Origin of the sequence: Pseudomonas sp. B7(2017), from assembly GCF_002112745.1 — a bacterium.
GTDB classification, from domain to species: domain Bacteria; phylum Pseudomonadota; class Gammaproteobacteria; order Pseudomonadales; family Pseudomonadaceae; genus Aquipseudomonas; species Aquipseudomonas ekonensis.
In genome coordinates this window covers 31,273-49,459 of record NZ_NEIP01000021.1, presented here as the reverse complement: position 1 = coordinate 49,459, position 18,187 = coordinate 31,273, and the positions used below count along the sequence as shown (strand labels likewise).

General features: G+C 66.9%; 17 protein-coding genes and 1 pseudogene. 14 read left to right on the top strand and 4 right to left on the bottom strand.

Annotated features, from left to right (window positions below; translation table 11 throughout):
* Positions 1-2: 2 nt before the first annotated feature.
* Entirely contained in the window at positions 3-1,241 is a 1,239-nt protein-coding gene (gene lysA / locus CAG29_RS25635) for a diaminopimelate decarboxylase (RefSeq protein ID WP_085583723.1), read from the bottom strand.
* A 122-nt stretch (positions 1,242-1,363) separates the two neighbouring features.
* Between lysA and CAG29_RS25630 the strand changes: the two genes are divergently transcribed.
* The 14 genes and pseudogenes from CAG29_RS25630 (at position 1,364) to CAG29_RS25570 (ending at position 11,167) form a co-directional block, all read left to right on the top strand.
* Positions 1,364-2,287, top strand: a complete 924-nt coding sequence (locus tag CAG29_RS25630) for a LysR family transcriptional regulator (protein ID WP_085583721.1) — start codon at positions 1,364-1,366, stop codon at positions 2,285-2,287.
* A 130-nt stretch (positions 2,288-2,417) separates the two neighbouring features.
* Complete coding sequence (locus CAG29_RS28375) at positions 2,418-2,678, top strand: hypothetical protein (protein ID WP_139831397.1); 261 nt, start codon at positions 2,418-2,420, stop codon at positions 2,676-2,678.
* Positions 2,632-3,573 carry a sigma 54-interacting transcriptional regulator gene (locus CAG29_RS25625; protein WP_085583719.1) on the top strand — a complete coding sequence of 314 codons (942 nt, stop codon included), beginning with the start codon at positions 2,632-2,634 and terminating at the stop codon, positions 3,571-3,573. The genes CAG29_RS28375 and CAG29_RS25625 overlap by 47 nt, the downstream gene beginning before the upstream one ends.
* A 90-nt stretch (positions 3,574-3,663) precedes the next feature.
* Positions 3,664-3,924, top strand: a pseudogene (locus CAG29_RS25620) (hypothetical protein); the annotation flags it as partial.
* Positions 3,925-3,993: 69 nt separating this feature from the next.
* Positions 3,994-4,977, top strand: a complete 984-nt coding sequence (locus tag CAG29_RS25615; protein ID WP_085583715.1) for a DNA-binding protein — start codon at positions 3,994-3,996, stop codon at positions 4,975-4,977.
* 32 nt (positions 4,978-5,009) lie between these two features.
* Positions 5,010-5,366, top strand: coding sequence for a type III secretion system inner rod subunit SctI (gene sctI / locus CAG29_RS25610; protein WP_085633477.1), 357 nt, complete (start codon positions 5,010-5,012; stop codon positions 5,364-5,366).
* Positions 5,367-5,375: 9 nt separating this feature from the next.
* Positions 5,376-6,170, top strand: coding sequence for a type III secretion system inner membrane ring lipoprotein SctJ (gene sctJ / locus CAG29_RS25605; protein ID WP_085583711.1), 795 nt, complete (start codon positions 5,376-5,378; stop codon positions 6,168-6,170).
* Positions 6,167-6,748 carry a hypothetical protein gene (locus tag CAG29_RS25600; RefSeq protein ID WP_085583709.1) on the top strand — a complete coding sequence of 194 codons (582 nt, stop codon included), beginning with the start codon at positions 6,167-6,169 and terminating at the stop codon, positions 6,746-6,748. Before sctJ ends, CAG29_RS25600 begins: the two co-directional genes overlap by 4 nt.
* The gene (gene sctL / locus CAG29_RS25595) at positions 6,699-7,295 is read left to right on the top strand and encodes a type III secretion system stator protein SctL (RefSeq protein WP_085583706.1); all 597 of its coding nucleotides are present in this window, start codon (positions 6,699-6,701) and stop codon (positions 7,293-7,295) included. The genes CAG29_RS25600 and sctL overlap by 50 nt, the downstream gene beginning before the upstream one ends.
* A gap of 85 nt (positions 7,296-7,380) precedes the next feature.
* Positions 7,381-7,602, top strand: a complete 222-nt coding sequence (locus CAG29_RS25590; protein WP_085583704.1) for a serine kinase — start codon at positions 7,381-7,383, stop codon at positions 7,600-7,602.
* Positions 7,589-8,011, top strand: a complete 423-nt coding sequence (locus CAG29_RS25585) for a type III secretion system chaperone (RefSeq protein ID WP_085583702.1) — start codon at positions 7,589-7,591, stop codon at positions 8,009-8,011. The genes CAG29_RS25590 and CAG29_RS25585 overlap by 14 nt, the downstream gene beginning before the upstream one ends.
* Positions 8,004-10,025 carry a type III secretion system outer membrane ring subunit SctC gene (sctC, locus tag CAG29_RS25580; protein ID WP_085695325.1) on the top strand — a complete coding sequence of 674 codons (2,022 nt, stop codon included), beginning with the start codon at positions 8,004-8,006 and terminating at the stop codon, positions 10,023-10,025. The genes CAG29_RS25585 and sctC overlap by 8 nt, the downstream gene beginning before the upstream one ends.
* Positions 10,026-10,316: 291 nt before the next feature.
* Positions 10,317-10,667: a negative regulator of hrp expression HrpV gene (locus CAG29_RS25575; RefSeq protein ID WP_085583698.1), complete on the top strand. Its 351-nt coding sequence runs from the start codon at positions 10,317-10,319 to the stop codon at positions 10,665-10,667.
* Positions 10,668-10,768: 101 nt separating this feature from the next.
* Positions 10,769-11,167, top strand: coding sequence for a type III secretion system chaperone (locus CAG29_RS25570; RefSeq protein ID WP_085583696.1), 399 nt, complete (start codon positions 10,769-10,771; stop codon positions 11,165-11,167).
* 71 nt (positions 11,168-11,238) lie between these two features.
* On the opposite strand, the gene CAG29_RS25565 is transcribed toward CAG29_RS25570, so the two are convergent.
* From CAG29_RS25565 to sctU, 3 genes are all read right to left on the bottom strand, one after another.
* Positions 11,239-11,850: an aspartyl/asparaginyl beta-hydroxylase domain-containing protein gene (locus CAG29_RS25565; protein ID WP_085695324.1), complete on the bottom strand. Its 612-nt coding sequence runs from the start codon at positions 11,848-11,850 to the stop codon at positions 11,239-11,241.
* Positions 11,851-11,909: 59 nt separating this feature from the next.
* Positions 11,910-16,943 (bottom strand): AvrE-family type 3 secretion system effector, encoded by a 5,034-nt coding sequence (locus tag CAG29_RS25560; RefSeq protein ID WP_085695323.1) that lies wholly within the window; start codon positions 16,941-16,943, stop codon positions 11,910-11,912.
* A 117-nt stretch (positions 16,944-17,060) separates the two neighbouring features.
* Positions 17,061-18,152: a type III secretion system export apparatus subunit SctU gene (gene sctU / locus CAG29_RS25555; RefSeq protein ID WP_085633485.1), complete on the bottom strand. Its 1,092-nt coding sequence runs from the start codon at positions 18,150-18,152 to the stop codon at positions 17,061-17,063.
* Between the last annotated feature and the right edge of the window lie 35 nt (positions 18,153-18,187).

Sequence of the window (18,187 nt, the reverse complement as noted above, 5' to 3'; positions counted from 1 at the left end):
GCTCAGAGCTCCTGTTCTTGCTCGAACAGGGCGTCCAGGGTCTGCCGGCGGCGGATCAAGCGGGCCTGGCCGTCGCTGAACAGCACCTCCGGCAGCAGCGGCCGGCTGTTGTAGTTGGACGACATTGACGCGCCGTAGGCGCCGGTGTCATGGAACACCAGCAAGTCGCCGACCTTGGCTTCAGGCAGCGGTTGCGGGCGCAGTTCCTGGTCGTCCTGGGTGAAGATGTCGCCGGACTCGCACAACGGGCCGCCGACGACGGTGTCCACCAGCGGCCGGTCCACCGGGCGGCCTTCGGCGTCCAGCAGCGTCATGTGGTGGTAGGCACCGTACATGGCCGGGCGCATCAGGTCGTTGAAGCCGGCGTCGACCAGCACGTAGCGGCGGTTGCCCATGCGCTTGACTGCCCGCACTTCGCTCACCAGCCGGCCCGACTCGGCCATCAGGAAGCGGCCCGGTTCGATCTCCATGTGCACCGGATGGCCCAGCAGCGCTTCGATTTCCTTCCTGGCCACCGCCCAGGTGCGCGCATAGCGCTCGACGTCCACGGCGGCCTCGCCCGGACGGTAGGGCGTGGAGAGGCCGCCGCCGATGGAGAAGGCTTCGATGTCCTGGCCCAGGCCGGCGATCAGTTGCACCATCGACCGCGCCACCTCTTCCAGGTGCGAGTAGTCCACGCCGGAGCCGATGTGCATGTGCACGCCCACCAGTTTCAGGCCGAACTCACGGATCACCGCCAGGGCCTCGTGCAGGTCTTCGTGCCAGATGCCGTGCTTGCTGTTCTCGCCGCCGGTGTTGGTCTTGCGGCTGTGGCCGTGACCGAAACCGGGGTTGATCCGCAGCCATACGCGGTGCCCCGGCGAACGCTCGCCCAGTTGGCGCAGCATGTCGATGGAACCGGCGTTGACCTCCACCCCCAGCTCGACCACGCGCTCAAGGGTCTTGCGGTCGAACAGGTCGCAGGTGAACACGATGCCCGCCGGCGCGCCGCCGACCTGGAAACCGGCGAGCAGGGCGCGTTCGATCTCGCCCAGGGAGACGGCATCCACGTGCAGGCCGTGCTCGCGCATCAGGCGCAGGATGTGCAGGTTGGAGCAGGCCTTCTGCGCGTAGCGGACGGTGTCGAACGCGCGCAGGCGCCCGATGCGCTCAAGGATTGTCGCGGCGTCGTAGCTCCATAGCGGGGTGCCGTGGGTACGCGCGCTGTCGGCCAACAGGGTGAAGGGAAGCGTAGGGGACATGGCGCATGCTCATCGAAAGGATCGGCGCAGCATGCCGTGCCTCGCTCATCAGAAAAAATAGCTTTTTATTCGCTGTCCATTCATATCTGATATGACCTTCTTGTTGTCACCGGAAAATCCCAGTGAAGATCTCGCTGCGCCAGATCGAAGTGTTCCGTTCCATCATGCAGGCCGGCAGCGTCACGGGCGCGGCGCGGTTGCTGTTCACCTCGCAGCCGACGGTCAGCCGCGAACTGGCCCGGCTCGAACAGGTCTCCGGACTGCGCCTGTTCGAGCGCGCCGGCGGGCGCCTGCTGCCGACGGACCAGGCCCTGATGCTGTTCGATGAGGTCGAGCGCAGTTACGTAGGGCTTGAGCGCATCGAGCGCTGCGCGCAGTCGATCCGCAATTTCGAGCACGGCCGGCTGGCCCTGACCTGTTTGCCGCTGTTTTCCCAGACCCTGCTGCCCCGGGTGTGCCGGCGCTTCTACCGCTCCCGACCGGGCGTCAGCGTGAGCATCGTGGCGCAGGAGTCGCCGATGCTCGAAGAGTCGCTGGTCACCCAGCAGCACGATCTGGGCCTGACCGAAGTCGAGCAAGTGCCGCGCGGCACCCGGGGCGAGCCGCTGTTCAGCGCAGACATGATTTGCGTCCTGGCGCCGGGGCATCCGCTTTTGGCCAAACCGGTGCTGTCGCTGGCGGACTTTCACCGGGTCGACTTCATCAACCTGTCCAGCCTGGACGTTTACCGCCAGCGCCTGGACGAGTGTTTCCGCCAGGCGCAGGTCGACCGGCGCACGGTGATCGAAACGGACAACGCCGCATCGGTCTGCGCCATGGTCAGGCAGGGCCTGGGGGTGGCGATCATCAACCCGCTGACCGCATTGACGGAGGCGGGGCGCGACCTGGTGATGCGTCCGCTGGCGGTGTCGCTGCCGTACCGGGTCATGCTGATCCGGCCGGAGCACCGACCGGCGTCGGTCAGCGCCGATGCGTTCTGCCAGGCGCTGCGCGAAGAGGCGCAGTCGATGGCCGAGGGGGTGAGGGCCGCCTTGCGACGGCCATGAGGCGTGGTTCCGGAATTGAGCGTTTCTATGGCCTTTGCGGCGAATTTCAATTTCGCCCCGCACCTGTGCGACGCTAGACTGCGGCCTTGCCGCAGGAGAGCGGCCGGCGCACCCGCAGCGGCGTCCGGCCTTGGAAATCGCACTGAACCATCGGGGGAATGAACGCAGGCTGGTGATGGAAATCTGCTGCTATCAATATCGCCCTGAACAAAAACAATGGTGTCGCAGGCATACGCTTGAGTTTCTGACGTCCATCGACCTTCCGATGCTCGGATTGAAAGAAGGCGCGGCGTTTCTGTATTCCTCGATCCCGACAGAAGTGATCATCATCGTGAGGGAACAAGATGACTGGGGGCTTTTCGAACAACCACTCCGTGCAATGGGAACATGAAGTTCTCGACACAGTGGGCACCTTGCAAGCGTTTATCAGAAAGGCCGCACCGTTGAAGGTCGACATGGTGCTGGAGGGGGAGACCGGCACCGGCAAGGACACCCTGGCCCGGCGCATCCACGAACTGTCCGGACGCGAAGGTCAGTTGGTGGCCCTCAACTGCGCGGCGGTGCCGGAACAGCTGGCCGAGAGCGAACTGTTCGGGGTCATGGCCGGGGCCTACACCGGCGCCTCCAAGTCCCGGGCCGGCTACATCGAAGCGTCCGACCGCGGCACCCTCTACCTCGATGAAATCGACAGCATGCCCTTGCTGCTGCAGGCCAAGCTGCTGCGGGTGCTGGAGATGCGCGGCATCGAACGCCTGGGCTCGACCCGTTTCGTGCCGCTGGACCTGCGGGTGATCGTCGCCACCCAGACGCCGCTGGAGAAACTGGTGGACGAGGGCAAGTTCCGCCGCGACCTGTTCTTTCGCCTCAATGTGATCAAGATCCAGCTGCCGACCCTGCGTTCGCGCCTGCAAAACATCCAGCCGCTGTTCCAGCGCTTCGTCTGCGAGGCCGCCGAACGCCACCGCCAGCCGATGCCGGCCCCTGACCCGCACCTGCTCAAGTGCCTGCTCAACCACCGCTGGCCGGGCAACATCCGTGAACTCAAGTGCGCCGCCGAGCGCTTCGTGCTGGGCATGCCGGCCTTGCAGACCGACGATCCTTCGCCCCCGTGCCGGCAGGCCGCACCGCTCAAGAGCCACCTGCGCCTGTTCGAAAAGACCCTGATCATGGATTGCCTGTCGCGCCACGCCAAATGCATCGACTCGGTGGTCAGCGAGCTGGGCATTCCGCGCCGAACCCTCTATCACCGCATGAAAAGCCTGAGCATCGACTCCCCGGAACTCTGACGCCCGCGGTCCGTCCCCCGACGCCCGGAACCTGCCGCACCGGCCAATTCGCGTTCGCCATGGAACCGCTGCCGAGAATCGACCACTCATTGTTCGAACACCATCCGGTGCTCAAACAACAATCGATTATCAGGAGTAGACACTATGGCCGGTACCGCATCCCTTGGCGCTTCGATGGCTGCCATGCAACAAATGGACGCCACTGCAGCAGCCACCACCACCATGAACGCCCAGGCTCAGTCCAACAAGATGATGACCGATACCGTCAACGGTATCGCCAGCGCCTACCAGGACTCCGCCACCAAGGCGCAGAACGCCGCCCAGCAGACCGGCAAGGCGATCAACTACTAAGTGGTCACAGGCCCTTCCGGCCTTGGCCGGAAGGGCCGTGACTTGGGCAATCCAGGCAAGGAGCACCTTATGTTTTCCACTGCGTTGACACTCCCTCCAGGCGGCTCGTTCCAGGGCGGCTTCAGCCTGCCGGGCATGGGCGGGTCCCAGGGCGGCTCGGGCAACAGCGCCGGGCAGATCGCCGAGCTGTTGAGCCAGGCGCTGTTCGAGAAATCCGGCAGCGGCGCCAACATCCGCGACGCGAAAAACCCGCTGCTGGGCATGATCGCCGACTACATGGACAAGAACCCCGGCAAGTTCGGCAAGCCCGACGACGCCAACGGCAAGGTGCGCAGCTGGCGCGACGAGCTGACCGAGGACAACTACCTCAACAGCGAAGAGAAGGCCGCGTTCACCAAAGGCCTCGAAGGCATGATCAAGGACATGCTGGGCGGCGGCCTGCAGAACGGCGGCCAGTTCGGCGGCGGCAACGGCGGCGGCTGGAACCCGATGCCGGGCGGCAACGGCGGCGGAGGCTGGAACCCGATGCCGGGCGGCAACGGCGGGGGCGGCTGGAACCCCATGCCCGGCGGCATCGGCGGCGGTGGCGGCGTGCAGGACCTGCTGTCGTCGCTGCTGGGCAGCCTGGGCGAGGAGAAGCTCGACAACCTGCTCAAGCCCACCGGCAACCCGGCCCGCGATGCCCGCGGCGAGATGGCGTTCTCCAACGATGACAAGGACGTGCTCAAGGAAATCGCACGCTTCATGGACATGCACCCTGAAGAGTTCGGCAAGCCGGACGGCAAATCCAAGGACTGGATGGGCGAGCTGTCCGAGGGCGATCAATACATGTCCCGCGATGAGAGCAAGCAGTTCCAGAAGGCGATCGACATGATCAAGGGCGAGGTCAAGGGCAGTGCCCAGGGCCACTCGATGGGCGGACTGTTCCCCAACGCCGAGCAGAACTTCCTCAACGGCGGTGCCGGCAACACGCTGCAGACCGATGCCCGGATCACCGCCGGCAACGTGCTCTCGGTGCTGACGCAGCAAAGCACCGGCAGCCTCTTCGGCTGAATGTAAACCTTCGTCCTGGCAGGAGAGCGTGAATGGCGATTACAGGGGTAACAACCGGGCATTCGGGTGCAGCCGCGCCCGAGGCATTGCCGGCCAGGCCGCCTGCCGAGGCGGACATCGCCTGGTTCAATGCGCAGATGCAGCAGGCGGCGACGCGCGCCGCCGGCAACGAACCGTCGGTGTCGGCGATTTCCCAGGCCTCGACGGCGTTGCACAAAGACGCCGACAAGGCGACCCGCGAACTGCAGCGCGCCGCGCGCTCGGTGGACCCGCAGCAGGCGCTGCAGGCCAACCGGTCGCTGTCGTCGTTTTATCTGCAAAGCCTGCTCAGCGCCAAACTGGTGAGCAAGGCCGCCCAGAGCGTGGAAAAACTCACCAGTCTTCAATGAGGCGCAGCCATGCATCCCAAGGTATTCGGGCCGCTCGCGGCGGTGCTGACGGTTCTGCTGCTGGCCGGTTGCGGCGAGCGCATGGAACTGCACCGCGACCTCTCTGAACAGGACGCCAACGAAGTGCTGGCGGAACTGGCCGGCAAGGACATCGACGCGCAGAAGCGTCTGGACAAGAACGGCGTGGCGGTGCTGGTGGCCAACCGCGACATTTCCCGGGCGGTGCGGGCGCTGGAGGCGGTGGGTTTGCCCCGGCGCTCGCGTTCGAGCCTGGGCGAGGTGTTCCGCAAGGAAGGGGTGATCTCATCGCCCCTGGAAGAACGGGCGCGCTATCTCTATGCGCTGTCCCAGGAACTTGAGCAGACCCTGTCGCAGATCGACGGCGTGGTGGTGGCGCGGGTGCACGTGGTGCTGCCCGAACGCATCGCGCCGGGCGAGCCGGTGCAGCCGGCGTCGGCGGCGGTGTTCATCAAGCACCGCGCCGAGCTGGATCCGGACAGCGTGCTGCCGCGCATCCGACGCATGGTGGCCAGCAGCATTCCGGGGATCGGCGGCGCCGACGACAAGAAGCTCGCGGTGGTGTTCGTGCCGGCCCAGGGTTACCGCGAGACCGTGGAGACGGTGACGGTCGGTCCGTTCACCCTGACCCGCGAGCGCTGGCGGTTCTGGCAATGGCTGCTGGGGCTGTGCGCGGTGGCCGGCGTGCTGCTGGTCGCCGGCCTGTTCGCCCTCAATCCGCACTGGCGCCAACGCCTGGGCAACGCGGCAGGCGGCGGCAAGAACGCGCCGTCCGGGCCGGCATGAAGCCCCAGGAGGTCACGCCGCCGCAGGCGCTTGCCTGGGTGCGCTGGTGGGCCGACGCCGCTCCGCCATCGAACACCCCATGGCCGGCTGAGTGGCGGGCCCGTCATGCGGGCATGGGCGCCACGCGGCCCGCGCCGCCCAACGGCGGACTGTTGCCGTTGCTGGTGCTGGACGCGCAGCAGTGGGCGAAGGTGCTGAGCCTGGCGGTGGCGGTCTGCGCCGGCAGCCAGGGCGAACCGCCGCCGGGGCTCGATGACGCGGGGCTGCGCTGGTGCCGCCGCCTGGGCCGGGCGCTGCAGCCGGGCCATTGGCTGCCGGCCCGCTGGCGCGAGGGCGACACGCAGAGCCAAGGCCTGAGGCTGCTGCGGGCCTGGGTCGGCGAACCGGTGTGGCAACGCCTGCGCCTGGAGTTCGCCTGCACATCCATCGAAGACGCGCCGCTCCAGGGGTTGCCCCACGCACGGCTGGCCTCACTCTGGCAGGCGGTCGGCTGGTACGCCCTCACGTTCACTACACAAGGATCTCCCCATGCTGACCCGTCGCCGACTGAGCCTGAGCCATCCCCAGGCGTTGCCTGACGGCCCCGTCCTGCGCCGAGAAGTCTTCGAAGACAGCCTGCTGGCCGGGCAACTGCTGGCGCATGCCCGCGCCCAGGCCGACACGTTGCTGGCCGACGCCCGCGAAGAGGCCGAGCGCCTGCGCCAAGCGGCGCAGGAACAAGCCTTGGCCGAGGTCTGGCAGCAGGCCGATGCGCTGCTCGCCCAATGGCAGGCGCAACGCCAACAGATGTGGGACGCCATTCTCCAGAGCGCCGAATCGCTGTTGGGCCAAGCCTGGCAGCGACTGCTGGGCGAGCAGGGCGATGCGGCACGGATCGCCGCCCTGTGCCGGCAGCTGAGCGCTGCCCGGCCGGCGGACGAACCCGGCGTGCTGCATTGCCACCCTGACCGGCTGGACCTGGCCGCGAACCACCTGCAGCAGGCCCAGGCCGTGTGGAGCCTGCGCGCCGATCCGCAGCAGGCGCCGGACAGCCTGTGCCTGCGCACCGAGCACGGCGACTTCGCGATCGACTGGCAGGCCCTGGGCAGCGCGCTCGGGCCGCTGCCGGACAGCGCGCAGCCATGAAGCTGGCGCAATGAGCGCAGGCGGGCAGGGAACCAACGTCGGGAACGTGCCACTCAATGGGCAGTTATCGACCTGGAGCCTCACCATGCTTTCTCCCGATGCACTGCGCCGCCGCCTGGACAACAACTTCGAAAACGCGCAACAGGATCTGGACGCCGCGGCGCTGGACATGGATGCGTTTTCCCCGGACGACTGGCATGCCTTCAACTCGGCGATCCGCCAGTCCTCCACCGCCAGCTGGGCGGCGAACCAGGAAATCGTGGTCAAGCACAACCTGGCCAAGGCGATCATCAATGAAATCCGCTGAACTGGCGCTCGCCGCGCAACGCTGGCTGGACGGCGGCGACGGCGAACTGGGGCTGCTGATCGACGGCGCGCCGCTGCGCCTGCAACGGCGGCCCGGCGGCGTGCTGTGCCTGGCCATGCTCAGCGCAGCCTGGCGCGGCGACGACGCCAGCCTTGAAGCGGCGCTGCGCCTGTCCGGCCCCAGCCTCGGGCGATTCGGCGGGGCGCTGGCGCTGGATCCGGCCGAGCGTCGCCTGTGCCTGATGCGCTACCTGCCGTTGCAGGGCATCCCGGCGCTGATCGCCGCCATCGAATCGCTGGCCAACCAACGGGACGTGTGGGAGGCGATGCTTGAACGCAGCGCCGCGGTTTCCCGTTCTTTGCCCCGCCCTGTGAACCGTCCTCTGCCTCTGGGAAGAACCTATGTTTAAGCGACTGTGCGGCCTGACCCTGCTGTTGGCCGCGTCCTGCCCGGCGCTGGCCGTGGTGCCCGATGACTGGCGGCAATCGGCCTACGCCTACGAGGCCTCGCGCACGCCGCTGGAGACCGTGCTCAAGGATTTCGCCAACGCCTATGGTGTGGGCCTGAGCCTGAGCGGCGTCAGCGGCACGGTGGACGCCAAGCTGCGGGCGGCGACGGCCGAGGAATTCCTCGACCGCTTGGCGCTGGAGCATCAGTTCCAGTGGTTCGTCTACAACGGCAAGCTGTACGTCAGTCCGCAGTCGGCCCAGGTCTCGCAGCGGCTGGAGGTGTCCTCCGACGCCGCGCCGGACCTGAAGCAGGCGTTGACCGACATCGGCCTGCTGGACAAGCGTTTCGGTTGGGGCGAGCTGCCCGACGAAGGCGTGGTGCTGGTCAGCGGTCCTGTGCGCTACGTCGAGCTGATCCGCGGGTTCAGCAAGGAGAAGGCCAAGCCCGACGAAAAGCAGCAGGTGATGATGTTCCCCCTGCGCTACGCGGCGGTGGCCGACCGCCAGGTCAATTACCGCGACCAGAGCCTGCGCATCCCCGGCGTGGCCAGCATCCTGGAGGACATGCTCGACAGCCAGCGCCCGACGCAGCCGTCGCCCCAGGATCCCAAGGCCAACATCGACGCCCTGCAAGGCATGGCGGACATGGCCCGGGGCAAGATCCTCAACTTGGCCAGCGAACGCACCGCCGGGCGCAGCGGCCACCGGCCCCAGTCCGCCGCAGGCCAGCGCCGGGTGGCGGCCGACGTGCGCAACAACGCCGTGCTGATCTACGACAACCCGGACAAGCGCGCCACCTACCAGCAACTGATCGAGCAGTTGGACCTGCCGGGCAATCTGGTGGAGATCGACGCGATCATCCTCGACATCGACCGCAGCCAACTGGCCAACCTGGAGTCGCGCTGGTCGGCGAGGGCGGGCAAGGTCGGCTTCGGCAGTTCGTTGCTCAACAGCGGTTCATCGACGCTGTTCATCAGCGACTTCGAGCGGTTCTTCGCCGAGATCCAGGCGCTGGAGGGGCAGGGCATGGCCTCGATGATCGCCCGGCCCTCGGTGCTGACCCTGGAGAACCAGCCGGCGGTGATCGACTTCAGCCGCACCCAGTTCATCACCGCCACGGGCGAGCGGGTGGCGACGATCCAGCCGGTCACCGCCGGCACCAGCCTGCAAGTAGTGCCGCGCACCATCGGGGGCGGGCCGAACAACCGCTTCCAGTTGATCGTCGACATCGAGGACGGCCAGCTGGAGCAGCAGCGTGACCAGCAGACGCCGACGGTCAAGCGCGGCACGGTCAGCACCCAGGCGGTGATCAGCGAAAACCGTTCGCTGGTGATCGGCGGTTTCCACGTGGACGAGCAGGGCGACCAGAGCGACCGCGTGCCGGTGCTGGGCAAGCTGCCGTGGGTCGGGCCGATGTTTTCCTCGACCCGCCGCGAGCTGTCGCGCCGCGAGCGCCTGTTCATCCTGACCCCGCGCCTGATCGGCGATCAGGTCGACCCGGCCCGCTACGTGGCCAGCGAAAACCGCGCGCAGCTGGGCCAGGCCCTGGCGTCCGGCCGCCAACCGGGGGGGCCTGCGGTGTTGCGGGCATCGATCGGCGCTACCTTCGCCGAGCTGGTGCGCGGGCGGATACCCGGTGATATCAAACGAACATCATCTGGTGTGGCCTTGGGCGACCTGTGTAAAGTGGACGGCCCGTTCGCGCTGGACCGCGGGCGGATGCAGTGGTTCAGCGCAACGGACTACTCGGTGGCGGTCGGCGTGGTCAAGAACGTCGGTGTCAAACCGCAGCGTTTCAACCCCGAGGCCTGTTCCGGCGGCGCGACATTGGCAGTGACGGCCGCACCGCGGTTCCTGTTGCAACCTGGTGAATCAACGGAGGTGTTCGTGGCCTTGCGGCCCGCAGCGACAGCGTCGCCTGCGGCGGCGCCGGCACGGGTATCGATGTTGCCCCCGCTTTCGCGCGGGTTATAAGAGAAGACTCAATCATCTGGACATGGCTTTTGCCTGTCGCGGTGCCCTTAAGCAGCTAGGCTTTGAGGCGATAATCTGTAGAGTCCGACAAGGAAGGTGAAGAGATGAAGTGGTGTCGTGCCGGTATTGCGTGGTTGTGTTTACTTATATTGAGCGCTTGTACGTCAGTACCTGAAACTTCCTGTCACATAGGGAATTGTCAGCAACTTGACGCCAACAACTCCGAGTTGAACGTCTGGTGGTCCCCGGCACTGCGTGACGGCGGTGGCCAATACAGTACGGTGCCTCTGAATGACTGAAACGATTTTTCAAAGCACCGATCAGCAGGACTTCCTCCAGCGCATCGCCCAGAAGCGGGCAAGCGTCTGGCAGTGGGCTCCGGGCGTCGAATTCGTCTGCCGCCAGGAGAGCCTGGGCTGGGGACTTTCCCTGAACATCCAGCGCCAGGCCCAGCGCCCGGATCTGTTTTCCGAGACTCTCAAGCGGCGTTTCGACAATGTCGAATCCTATGAGGGTTACTACATATGTCTCGATAGCCAGCACACTTTCGTGGTCTGGCATGAACTGCACAACGACGATCAGGGCGAACAACTACAGGCCTTGCTCGGACAACTCCTGTCGTTGGCCGGATTGAAGCACTGAGTCCGGAATATTTGTTCCGGCTGGAACTATTCGCCATTGTTTTTCCACTCAAGTTGCGAAACGGCCAACCCCAAGGCCATTCAACTTAAGAGGAAAAACAAATGGCGAACTCCACACCGGCCATCCAGCGTTTCATCGCCCATCTGGCCGATCGGTTGGGCACCCCCCTGACCTGGCAGAACGGCGTCTGCGCGCTGTACGACCGCGAACAGATCCAGGCCGCCGTCATCGAGTGGCCCGAACACAGCGAAAACGTGATCATCCACTGCCGGCTCGGCGCCTTGCGGCCAGGCCCGGACAACCTGCAACGCCTGCTGACCATGAACTTCGACATCGCGGCCTTGCGCGGTTGCTGGCTGGCCCTGGACAAGGGCGATGTGCGGCTGTGCACCCAGCGCGAACTGGCCCGGCTGGACGAGGACAGCTTCAGCGACGTGGTCGGCGGCTTCGTCGCCCAGGTACGCGAGACCCGCTCGGGGCTGGGTCGGGTCTTGCACTGACATACCCGGACAAATAAAAAACGGGCGCATGCATCATGCGCCCGTTTCTTTTTGTGTATCGGCAGCGCGGCTCACGTCGGGCGTGCGAGGCGCGCCCGGTCGAACTCCAGATAGAGCAGGGTGCGCGGCGCCTCGCTGGCGTTGACCACGAAATGGTCCAGCGAGCCGTCGAACACCGCCGCCGCACCGCAGCGGTGCCGATGGAATTCGCCGGCCACGTTCAGGTAGGCGTCGTTGCGCTCGTGCGCGGCATCGAGGGTCAAGTGCATCTGCAACAGGCCTTCGGCGCGGATCTCCGGGTGCCGGTGGCGAGGCAGGAACGCCTGGGGCGCCAACCGTGCGAGCGCCGCGACCTTGAGTCCGCCGACTTCGCCGAGCATGGCCAGGGTCTGGGGCAGGGCCGCCAGCGCCGGGGCGATGGGCTCATCCCGGAACAGCAGCGGGTATTGCACCCAGTCGCGATTGCCGCCCGATTCGCCCCAGCCCTTGAGCCAGCCGTAGGCGCCGCCCTGTCGCAGATGGGCGCTGACTTCGTCGTGCACCTCCTGATGGGGCTTGTCGGTGCGGTCGATGTCCAGCAGCGGCGCGTGCAGCGCCAGCAGTTCCTGGCGCATCACCGTCCAGCGGTCGGCCAGGGCGGCCAGGGCCGGGAAGGTGTCGAGCGGGTAGAAGGCAGGATCCATGTGAACTCCTTGTCGGGGGTAAAGGCCCCGTCCGGGCGGACGGGGCCGTGGGGCGGGCATCAGCCCTTGAGTTGCAGGCCCTCCTGTTTCAGCGCGCCGAGCGTGGTCTTCAACGCTTCGCCCGGCTTGGCGATCATGCCGTCGAGGAAGTAGCTCTTAGGCGTGTCCTGATCCTGGCCGTAGCTGAAGTTGATCTTGCCCAACGCCTTGCTGAGGTTGACCGACGCGTTGCTGCTGTAGCTCAGCACCGGCAGCGGCGAGGTGAAGTTTTCCGGTTGGTTGACGCTGTGGGACACGGTGATCGCCTTGATCCGCATGTTGTTGCGGTCCGACAGCAGCGCGCCGAGTTCCTTCTGCGAGAGGGTGCCGTCGCGGCTGCGCTGGTCGATGAGGTCCTGCACATCGTCCTTCAGTTCCAGGCGCACCCGCGCCTGGGTGCCGGGGGTGGCTTGCAGTTGCTTGACCAAGGCCTTGAGGTCCGGATCCCGCTCGATCAGCGCGGTGATGCGTTCGGCGTTGCTCGGCGAATGGTGGGGATTGATTTTCGCCATGACACTGGCGACCGCGCTTTTGCCGTCGATGCGCGAGAGGTTGGTGTAGGTCGATTCGAACCGGCCGCTGTCGAGCAGGCTGTGGCGGGCCTCGGCCGCCTGGTGCTGGACGCCGGCGCGGGTGAGGGCGCGCAGGGCGGCGTATTGCTCGTCGTTGTCCTTGGGCTTGCTGGCGAAGTGCGCCTGCAAGCCCTCCAGGTGGCGCTGCAGCCGCTCTGTGGCGTCCAGGCCTGCGTACTGCGCGTCGTCGGCGTCGGCCAGGCGGCCCAGCACCCGCTCCGATTCCGGATCCTTGAACGCCTTGCCCAGGCTTTTGCCGAGCTTGTCCAGGTTCTCGGCGGTCAGCGGTTCTGCCTCCTTGAAGGTGAACTTGATCCGCTTGCTGGTCTTGTTGTCCACCGAAACGCCGGCGCTGACGCCCAGCGGGGCGGTGATGCCCTGGTTGGCGGGCGTCGCGGCGTCCGAGGCCGGGGTGCGGCTGCCGGCGAACTGGGCACGGGCGAATCCCGACACGCCGAAGTTGTTGAGCAGGCGGGGCCGGTTGCGGCTGCTTTCCTGCAGCTCGCCCTTGTTGCTGTGCTGCTCGAGCGAATAGTTGCTGTAGTTGAGCAGGTTGACGTTGACCGTGCCGCCCACGCCGACCCGCGCCGCCGCCGACAGCGGCGTGCTGTCCTTGTCGGTCAGGCCGAACCCCACCCGGAATTCCGCGGTGGCGCTGGCATTGAGGTCGAAGTTGAAGCGCAGGCTCTTCTGGGCTTCGTGGTCGACGCCTTTCTTCATCAGTTCCAGCGGATCGAGCTTGCCGTCGACCAGCTTGTCGATGAACGGATCGATTTCCTCGTCGGGCAACGTGAACACCACGCCGTCTCGCCAGGTGGTGGCGGCGGTGCCGGTGACGTCCGCCCCCAGGCGCAGGGCCGGGGTCAGGCGGCGGTCGTTGCCGATGTCGACTTTGGTGAAACGGTCGGCGTCTTCGCCCCTGAAGAACCCCGGCCAATAGTCTTTGCCGCCGCCGACGCCCCCGCTGGCGGTGCCCGAGCCTTCGCGCTGCAGGTAGACAGTCACGCCTTTCTCGCCGCGTTCGGCGCTGAAGCTGTAGTTGCGTGCGCCGCTGACGGCGCCGCTGGGCCACGGCCCCAGGCCCTTGTTGGCCAGGGACACGAACGGCGTGCTCACGCTCATGCCGTAGCCGCGCTGCACGGCGATCTCGTCGTCGGGGTGATGCAGTTGCTTGAGCGCCTCTTTGAGGGTCTGCGCCATCTCCGGCTGGGTCTTGCTGCCGGTGGCGGCGCGCAGGCTGACGCTGGTGGCGTGGTCTTCCTTCTTGAAGCCGTTGAGGAAGCCCTTGATGCCGTCGTAGGCGCCTTCCAGGCTGGCGTGGTCGGCGAAGCCCATGTCGGTGATCTGCTTGAGCGGATGCTCGCCGTATTTCTTGTCCTTCAGTTCGCCCAGTTCCTTTTTCAAGGCCTCGACCCCGGCCTCGGTGTTGGAGGCCCCGGCCAGTTTCTCGGCGCCTTTGAGCACCTGGTCGAACTCTTCCATCGTGCCCACGTCCAGCGCCAGACGGGCTTTGATCAGGCCCAGGCTGTCGCTGGCGTCGCGCTGTTGGCCGAGGGGGATGTCGGCTTTCTGGTGGGACACCCGCAAGCCGTTGTTGCGCAGTTCCGTGAGCAGGGCGCCGGTGCGGTTCTGCGCCGAGGGCGCCAGATGCGCGAGGGCGCCGTTCAGTTCCTTGAGGAAATCGTGGCCGGAGCTGGCGAAGTTGAAGTTCTGCGAAAGCCGGTCCAGCTTCAGGCTCAACTGACTGCGCTTGGAGGGCGCCGACAGCTCGCCGTGGACGTTGAGCAGGCCTTCCTTCTGCTGCAGCAGCGTTGACTTGCCGGCGTGCCGGCCCAGGTGCTGGGTGGCGCGCAGGCTGTTGTCTTCCAGCTCCTTGCGGAACGCTTCCAGCGCCTCGACCAGTCCGGTGCCCTGCAGGCCGGGGCGGGAGCCCAGCGCGGCGATGCGCGACTGCAGATCCTGGCCGGCGCCGGTCCGCGGCGGTTTCTCGCTCAGCAGTTCCAGGCGCTTGAACTCGCGGCCTTCGGAGGCGTAGAGCGGCCTCAGGCCTTCGCGCCCCTGATAGCGGTGCTGGAGGTGATAGCCGACGTTCTTCAGCGGCCGCGGCATTTCCAGGGTCGGCTTGAAGATGTGCGCGCGGAAGTAGTCGCCGACGCTGGCCTGGTTGCCCGTTTCCATCGCGCCGCGGCCCATCAGGTTGTAGTTGAACCGGGCCGTGAGGCCGGTGCCGGGGATCTTCGCGGTCTTGACGCCGCCCTTGAGCCGGTCGAACAGATTGTCCAGGGCGTTGTGGTCGGCGGGGCGCGGCGTCAGCGGTTGCCAGGCGTTGCCCTTGAGCTGTACCTGCGAGTGATCCTGGCTGCCGTGCAGGGTGGCGCTCAAGCGGTTGTCGTCGGAGGTGCGGATGCTGGCCAGCGTCTTGCCCTCGGGCAGCGCCACGGGTTTCCATTTGGCCTGCGGACGCGGGTTGTCCGGGGGCGCCTGCCAGTCGTCCTTGGCCAGGGTGAACAGTTTGCCTTCGGTGGTCAGGGCATGCAGGTTGTGGTTCTCGTCGAGCGCCAGCGAGGCCACCGTGCCTTCGAGATCCAGGCGGCTGAGTTCGCTGGTTTCGCCGTTCTTGTGGTGGGCGGTGAAGCGGTTGTGGTCGTCCAGCGCCACGAACTGCTTGTCGTTGAGCATGGCGAATGCGGTGATGTGGCGGTCGGTCAGGCCCGGCAGCGCATCGCCCAGGGCCACGTCGGTGCTGCGCGGCGGCCGGTTGAGCGCATGGCCGTCGCTGACCGCCACCGACTCGAACTTGGCGCTGACGTCCAGCTTGTGCAGCTTGCCGTCCTGCAGCAGGTAGGCCTTGCTGTCGGTGCCCCGTTGCAGCTGCGTGACGTCCTTGATGCCGGTGTCCTTCCAGTCCTGGCGGGCTGAATCCCAGCTCTGCACGCGGCCGTCGCTCAGGCCGATCCGGCCCGAACGCTCCAGGTCGAACGTGGCGGCCGGTGTCGGCGCCTCGGCGCCGGGCAGGCCGCGGCGGTTGTCCAGCACCAGTGCGTCGCTGAGGTTCCAGCCGTGCTCCAGCGCAGGGTGTTGCTCGTCCAGGGGATGGGAATGGGCGTGCCCGGCCTTGTCGCCGACCAGCACATGCAGGCTGCCGTCGTCGCCAGGGAGGAAACCGCTGACCTGACGGCTGCCGCCCAGGGGTTCGCCCGGCGGCTGGAAGCGGCGGTCGGGCTGGAGCTTGAGGGTGGTCGCGTCGTCGTCGATCTCTTCGCGCCCGACGCTGTACAGCCGGCCTTCGGTGTCGCTGACGAACAGCCGGTCCTCTGTCAGGCCGATGTGCTTGGGTTCGGCCGAGCCGCCGTTCAGCTCTAGGGTCATGGACTTGGCGGTGTGGTCCGCGAGTTGCGTGAACTGCAGGGTCTGGCTCTTTTCGCCGCTCAGGCTGGCGGCGATGCCCTCGTTGTTCACGGAGAAGGCCTTGAGGTCCGCCACCGTGAGCGGTACGGCATCGTGGTCGGTCAGGTTCACCAGGTTGTCGCCGCTCTGGCCGTAGAGATGGCCGTTGCCCTGCCGGGAGAGCTGGCTGAACGTCGCCGGCTCGGCCTCCGTGGCCGGCTGCTGCCAGGTCGCGCTGGCGCGGTCGAGCTCATACAGTTTGCCGTCGTGCAGGCGCAGCGTCTGGCCTGCGTCGTCCTCGTGGATGCCGGTGAGGTGCCCCAACTGCGCCCGCCCGAGGGTGGGCAGCGGCGCGCCGTCGCCGACCTTGGCGGCGTTGCCCTCAAGCGTCAGGCCCGGCGCGGCCGCCGCTTTGTCCGCCACCGGCCCTTCGGCCCGGCTGCTGCGCACCGTGACCAAGGCTGTCGGGGTCTGTTTCACGTGCAGCAAGTGGCCTTGGCGGTCCAGCAGCAAATGGTTCCGACCGTCGCCGGCGCTGTGTTGCGCCTGATAGCGTTGGCCGGACTGGCCCAATGCGTTTTGCAGCAGGTCGCCCACCGCCGACGGCTGGAAGTGCTGGAACTCGGGCTTGCCCTTGGCGTCGAGGCGGATACCCGCCGAGGGCGGTTCGGGCGTGGGTTGGCGCTGGATGCGTTCGCTGTGGCTGTCGAAGCGCCCGGCGTTGCTGCGGTTCAGGCGCGGGGTGGAGCCGGACGCCTCGGCGGCCTCGCTGGGGTGTTCCTGCAGTTCGATCGTCTCGCTCGCCGGCGCCGCCCCGCGCTGTAGCGGTGCGCCGGTGGCCGGGGCCAGGTTGCCCGTCGGGGCCGTGTTCTGGCTGCGCCCCCAGGGGCGCGGCAGGGCCCGCAGGTCCTGGGACAGTTGGCCGATGTTGCGCATCAGCCGCTGGCCCATGTGGCGCAAGGAATGGGCGCTGCGTTGGGTCGGCTCCTGGGGGCGCTGTTCCAGGCCCTGGGGGTTTTGCCCGGCAGGGGCGGTGACCGGCGCGGTGATCGGGGTAGTGACCGCGCTGAAGTTGGCGTGAACCGGTGAGGGCATGCTGTTCTCCGTGTCATGGACTGACAGGGCGAGTTCGTTAGGCTCGCCGGGGGCGTTCAGGAAAGATTCCTTTGCCCTGAGTGGCAGCGCTCGCGCCCTGGTTCCAGCCCCGAGGCGTCAGTACGGCACGCCGGGCATCTCGATCAGTTCGCCGTGGGCGGCGGCGTCCAGCTCGCGCAGCAGGCGATAGACCTGGGCCACAGCCTGCAACGTCTCGCGCGGGACGAAGTGACCCACCTCGCTGCGGTACAGCGTGCGCGCCAGCCAGACGAAGCGGATCACCGGCACGCCGGCCTGGCGGGCACGCTCGATCAGCGCCCGGGCCTCGGCGTCGTGCCCTTTGCAGATGATCCGCGGCAACGGCGTTTGCCGCGGGCGGTAGAACAGCGCGACGGCGTAGTGGGTCGGGTTGACCAGCAGCAGGTCGGCGTCTTCCACCGGCGCCTTGGCCGCCGCGGCGCCGGCCGGTTGCTGGGTGAGTTCGCGGGCCAGGGACTTGCGGTGCGACTTCATGTGCGGGTCGCCCTCCATCTCCTTGTATTCCTTGCGCACGTCCTCGTGGCTCATGCGCTGGCCCTTGATGAAGAAGTACTTCTGCAAGGCGAAGTCGGCCACCGCCAGCACCAGCAGCACGCCCAGGCAGGTGCGCGACAGCCGGCTGAACAGGGCAATCATCGCCTGCCAGTAGGTGTCCAGGTCGGTGTTGGCCAAGCCGATCAGGTCGTTGAGGGCCGGCGGCAGCACCCAATACAGCACCGCACCGATCAGCAGGGCCTTGCACAGGCTGTTGAGCAGGTTGAAGAGTTGGCGCGAGGAGAACATCTGCTTGAACTGGTTCAGCGGGTTGAGCCGCTCAAAATCGAGCTTCAGGCTCTCGGTGGCGAACAGCGGGCCGAACTGCACCCAGCCGCCGGCCAGGCGCATGGCCACGGCGATGCCCAGCACCGGCAGCATGAACAGCAGCAGGTCCCAGCCGGCCTTGGTCAGCACCTCGCCGACCGCCGCGGCGAAGGGTCGGTCCAGTTGGCGCAGCGGCAGCATCACCAGACCTTCGAGCTTGCCGATCCCGCCGCCGGCCAGGCCCAGGATCAGCTCCAGCAGCGCCGCGAAGATCAGCAGCTTGGGCACGTCCTGACTCTGGCCGACCTGGCCTTTCTTGCGGGCGTCGGCGAGTTTCTTGGGGGTGGGCTGTTCGGTCTTTTCGCTCACGGGCGGTGCTCGTCAGGTTTCATGGCAGAGAGGTC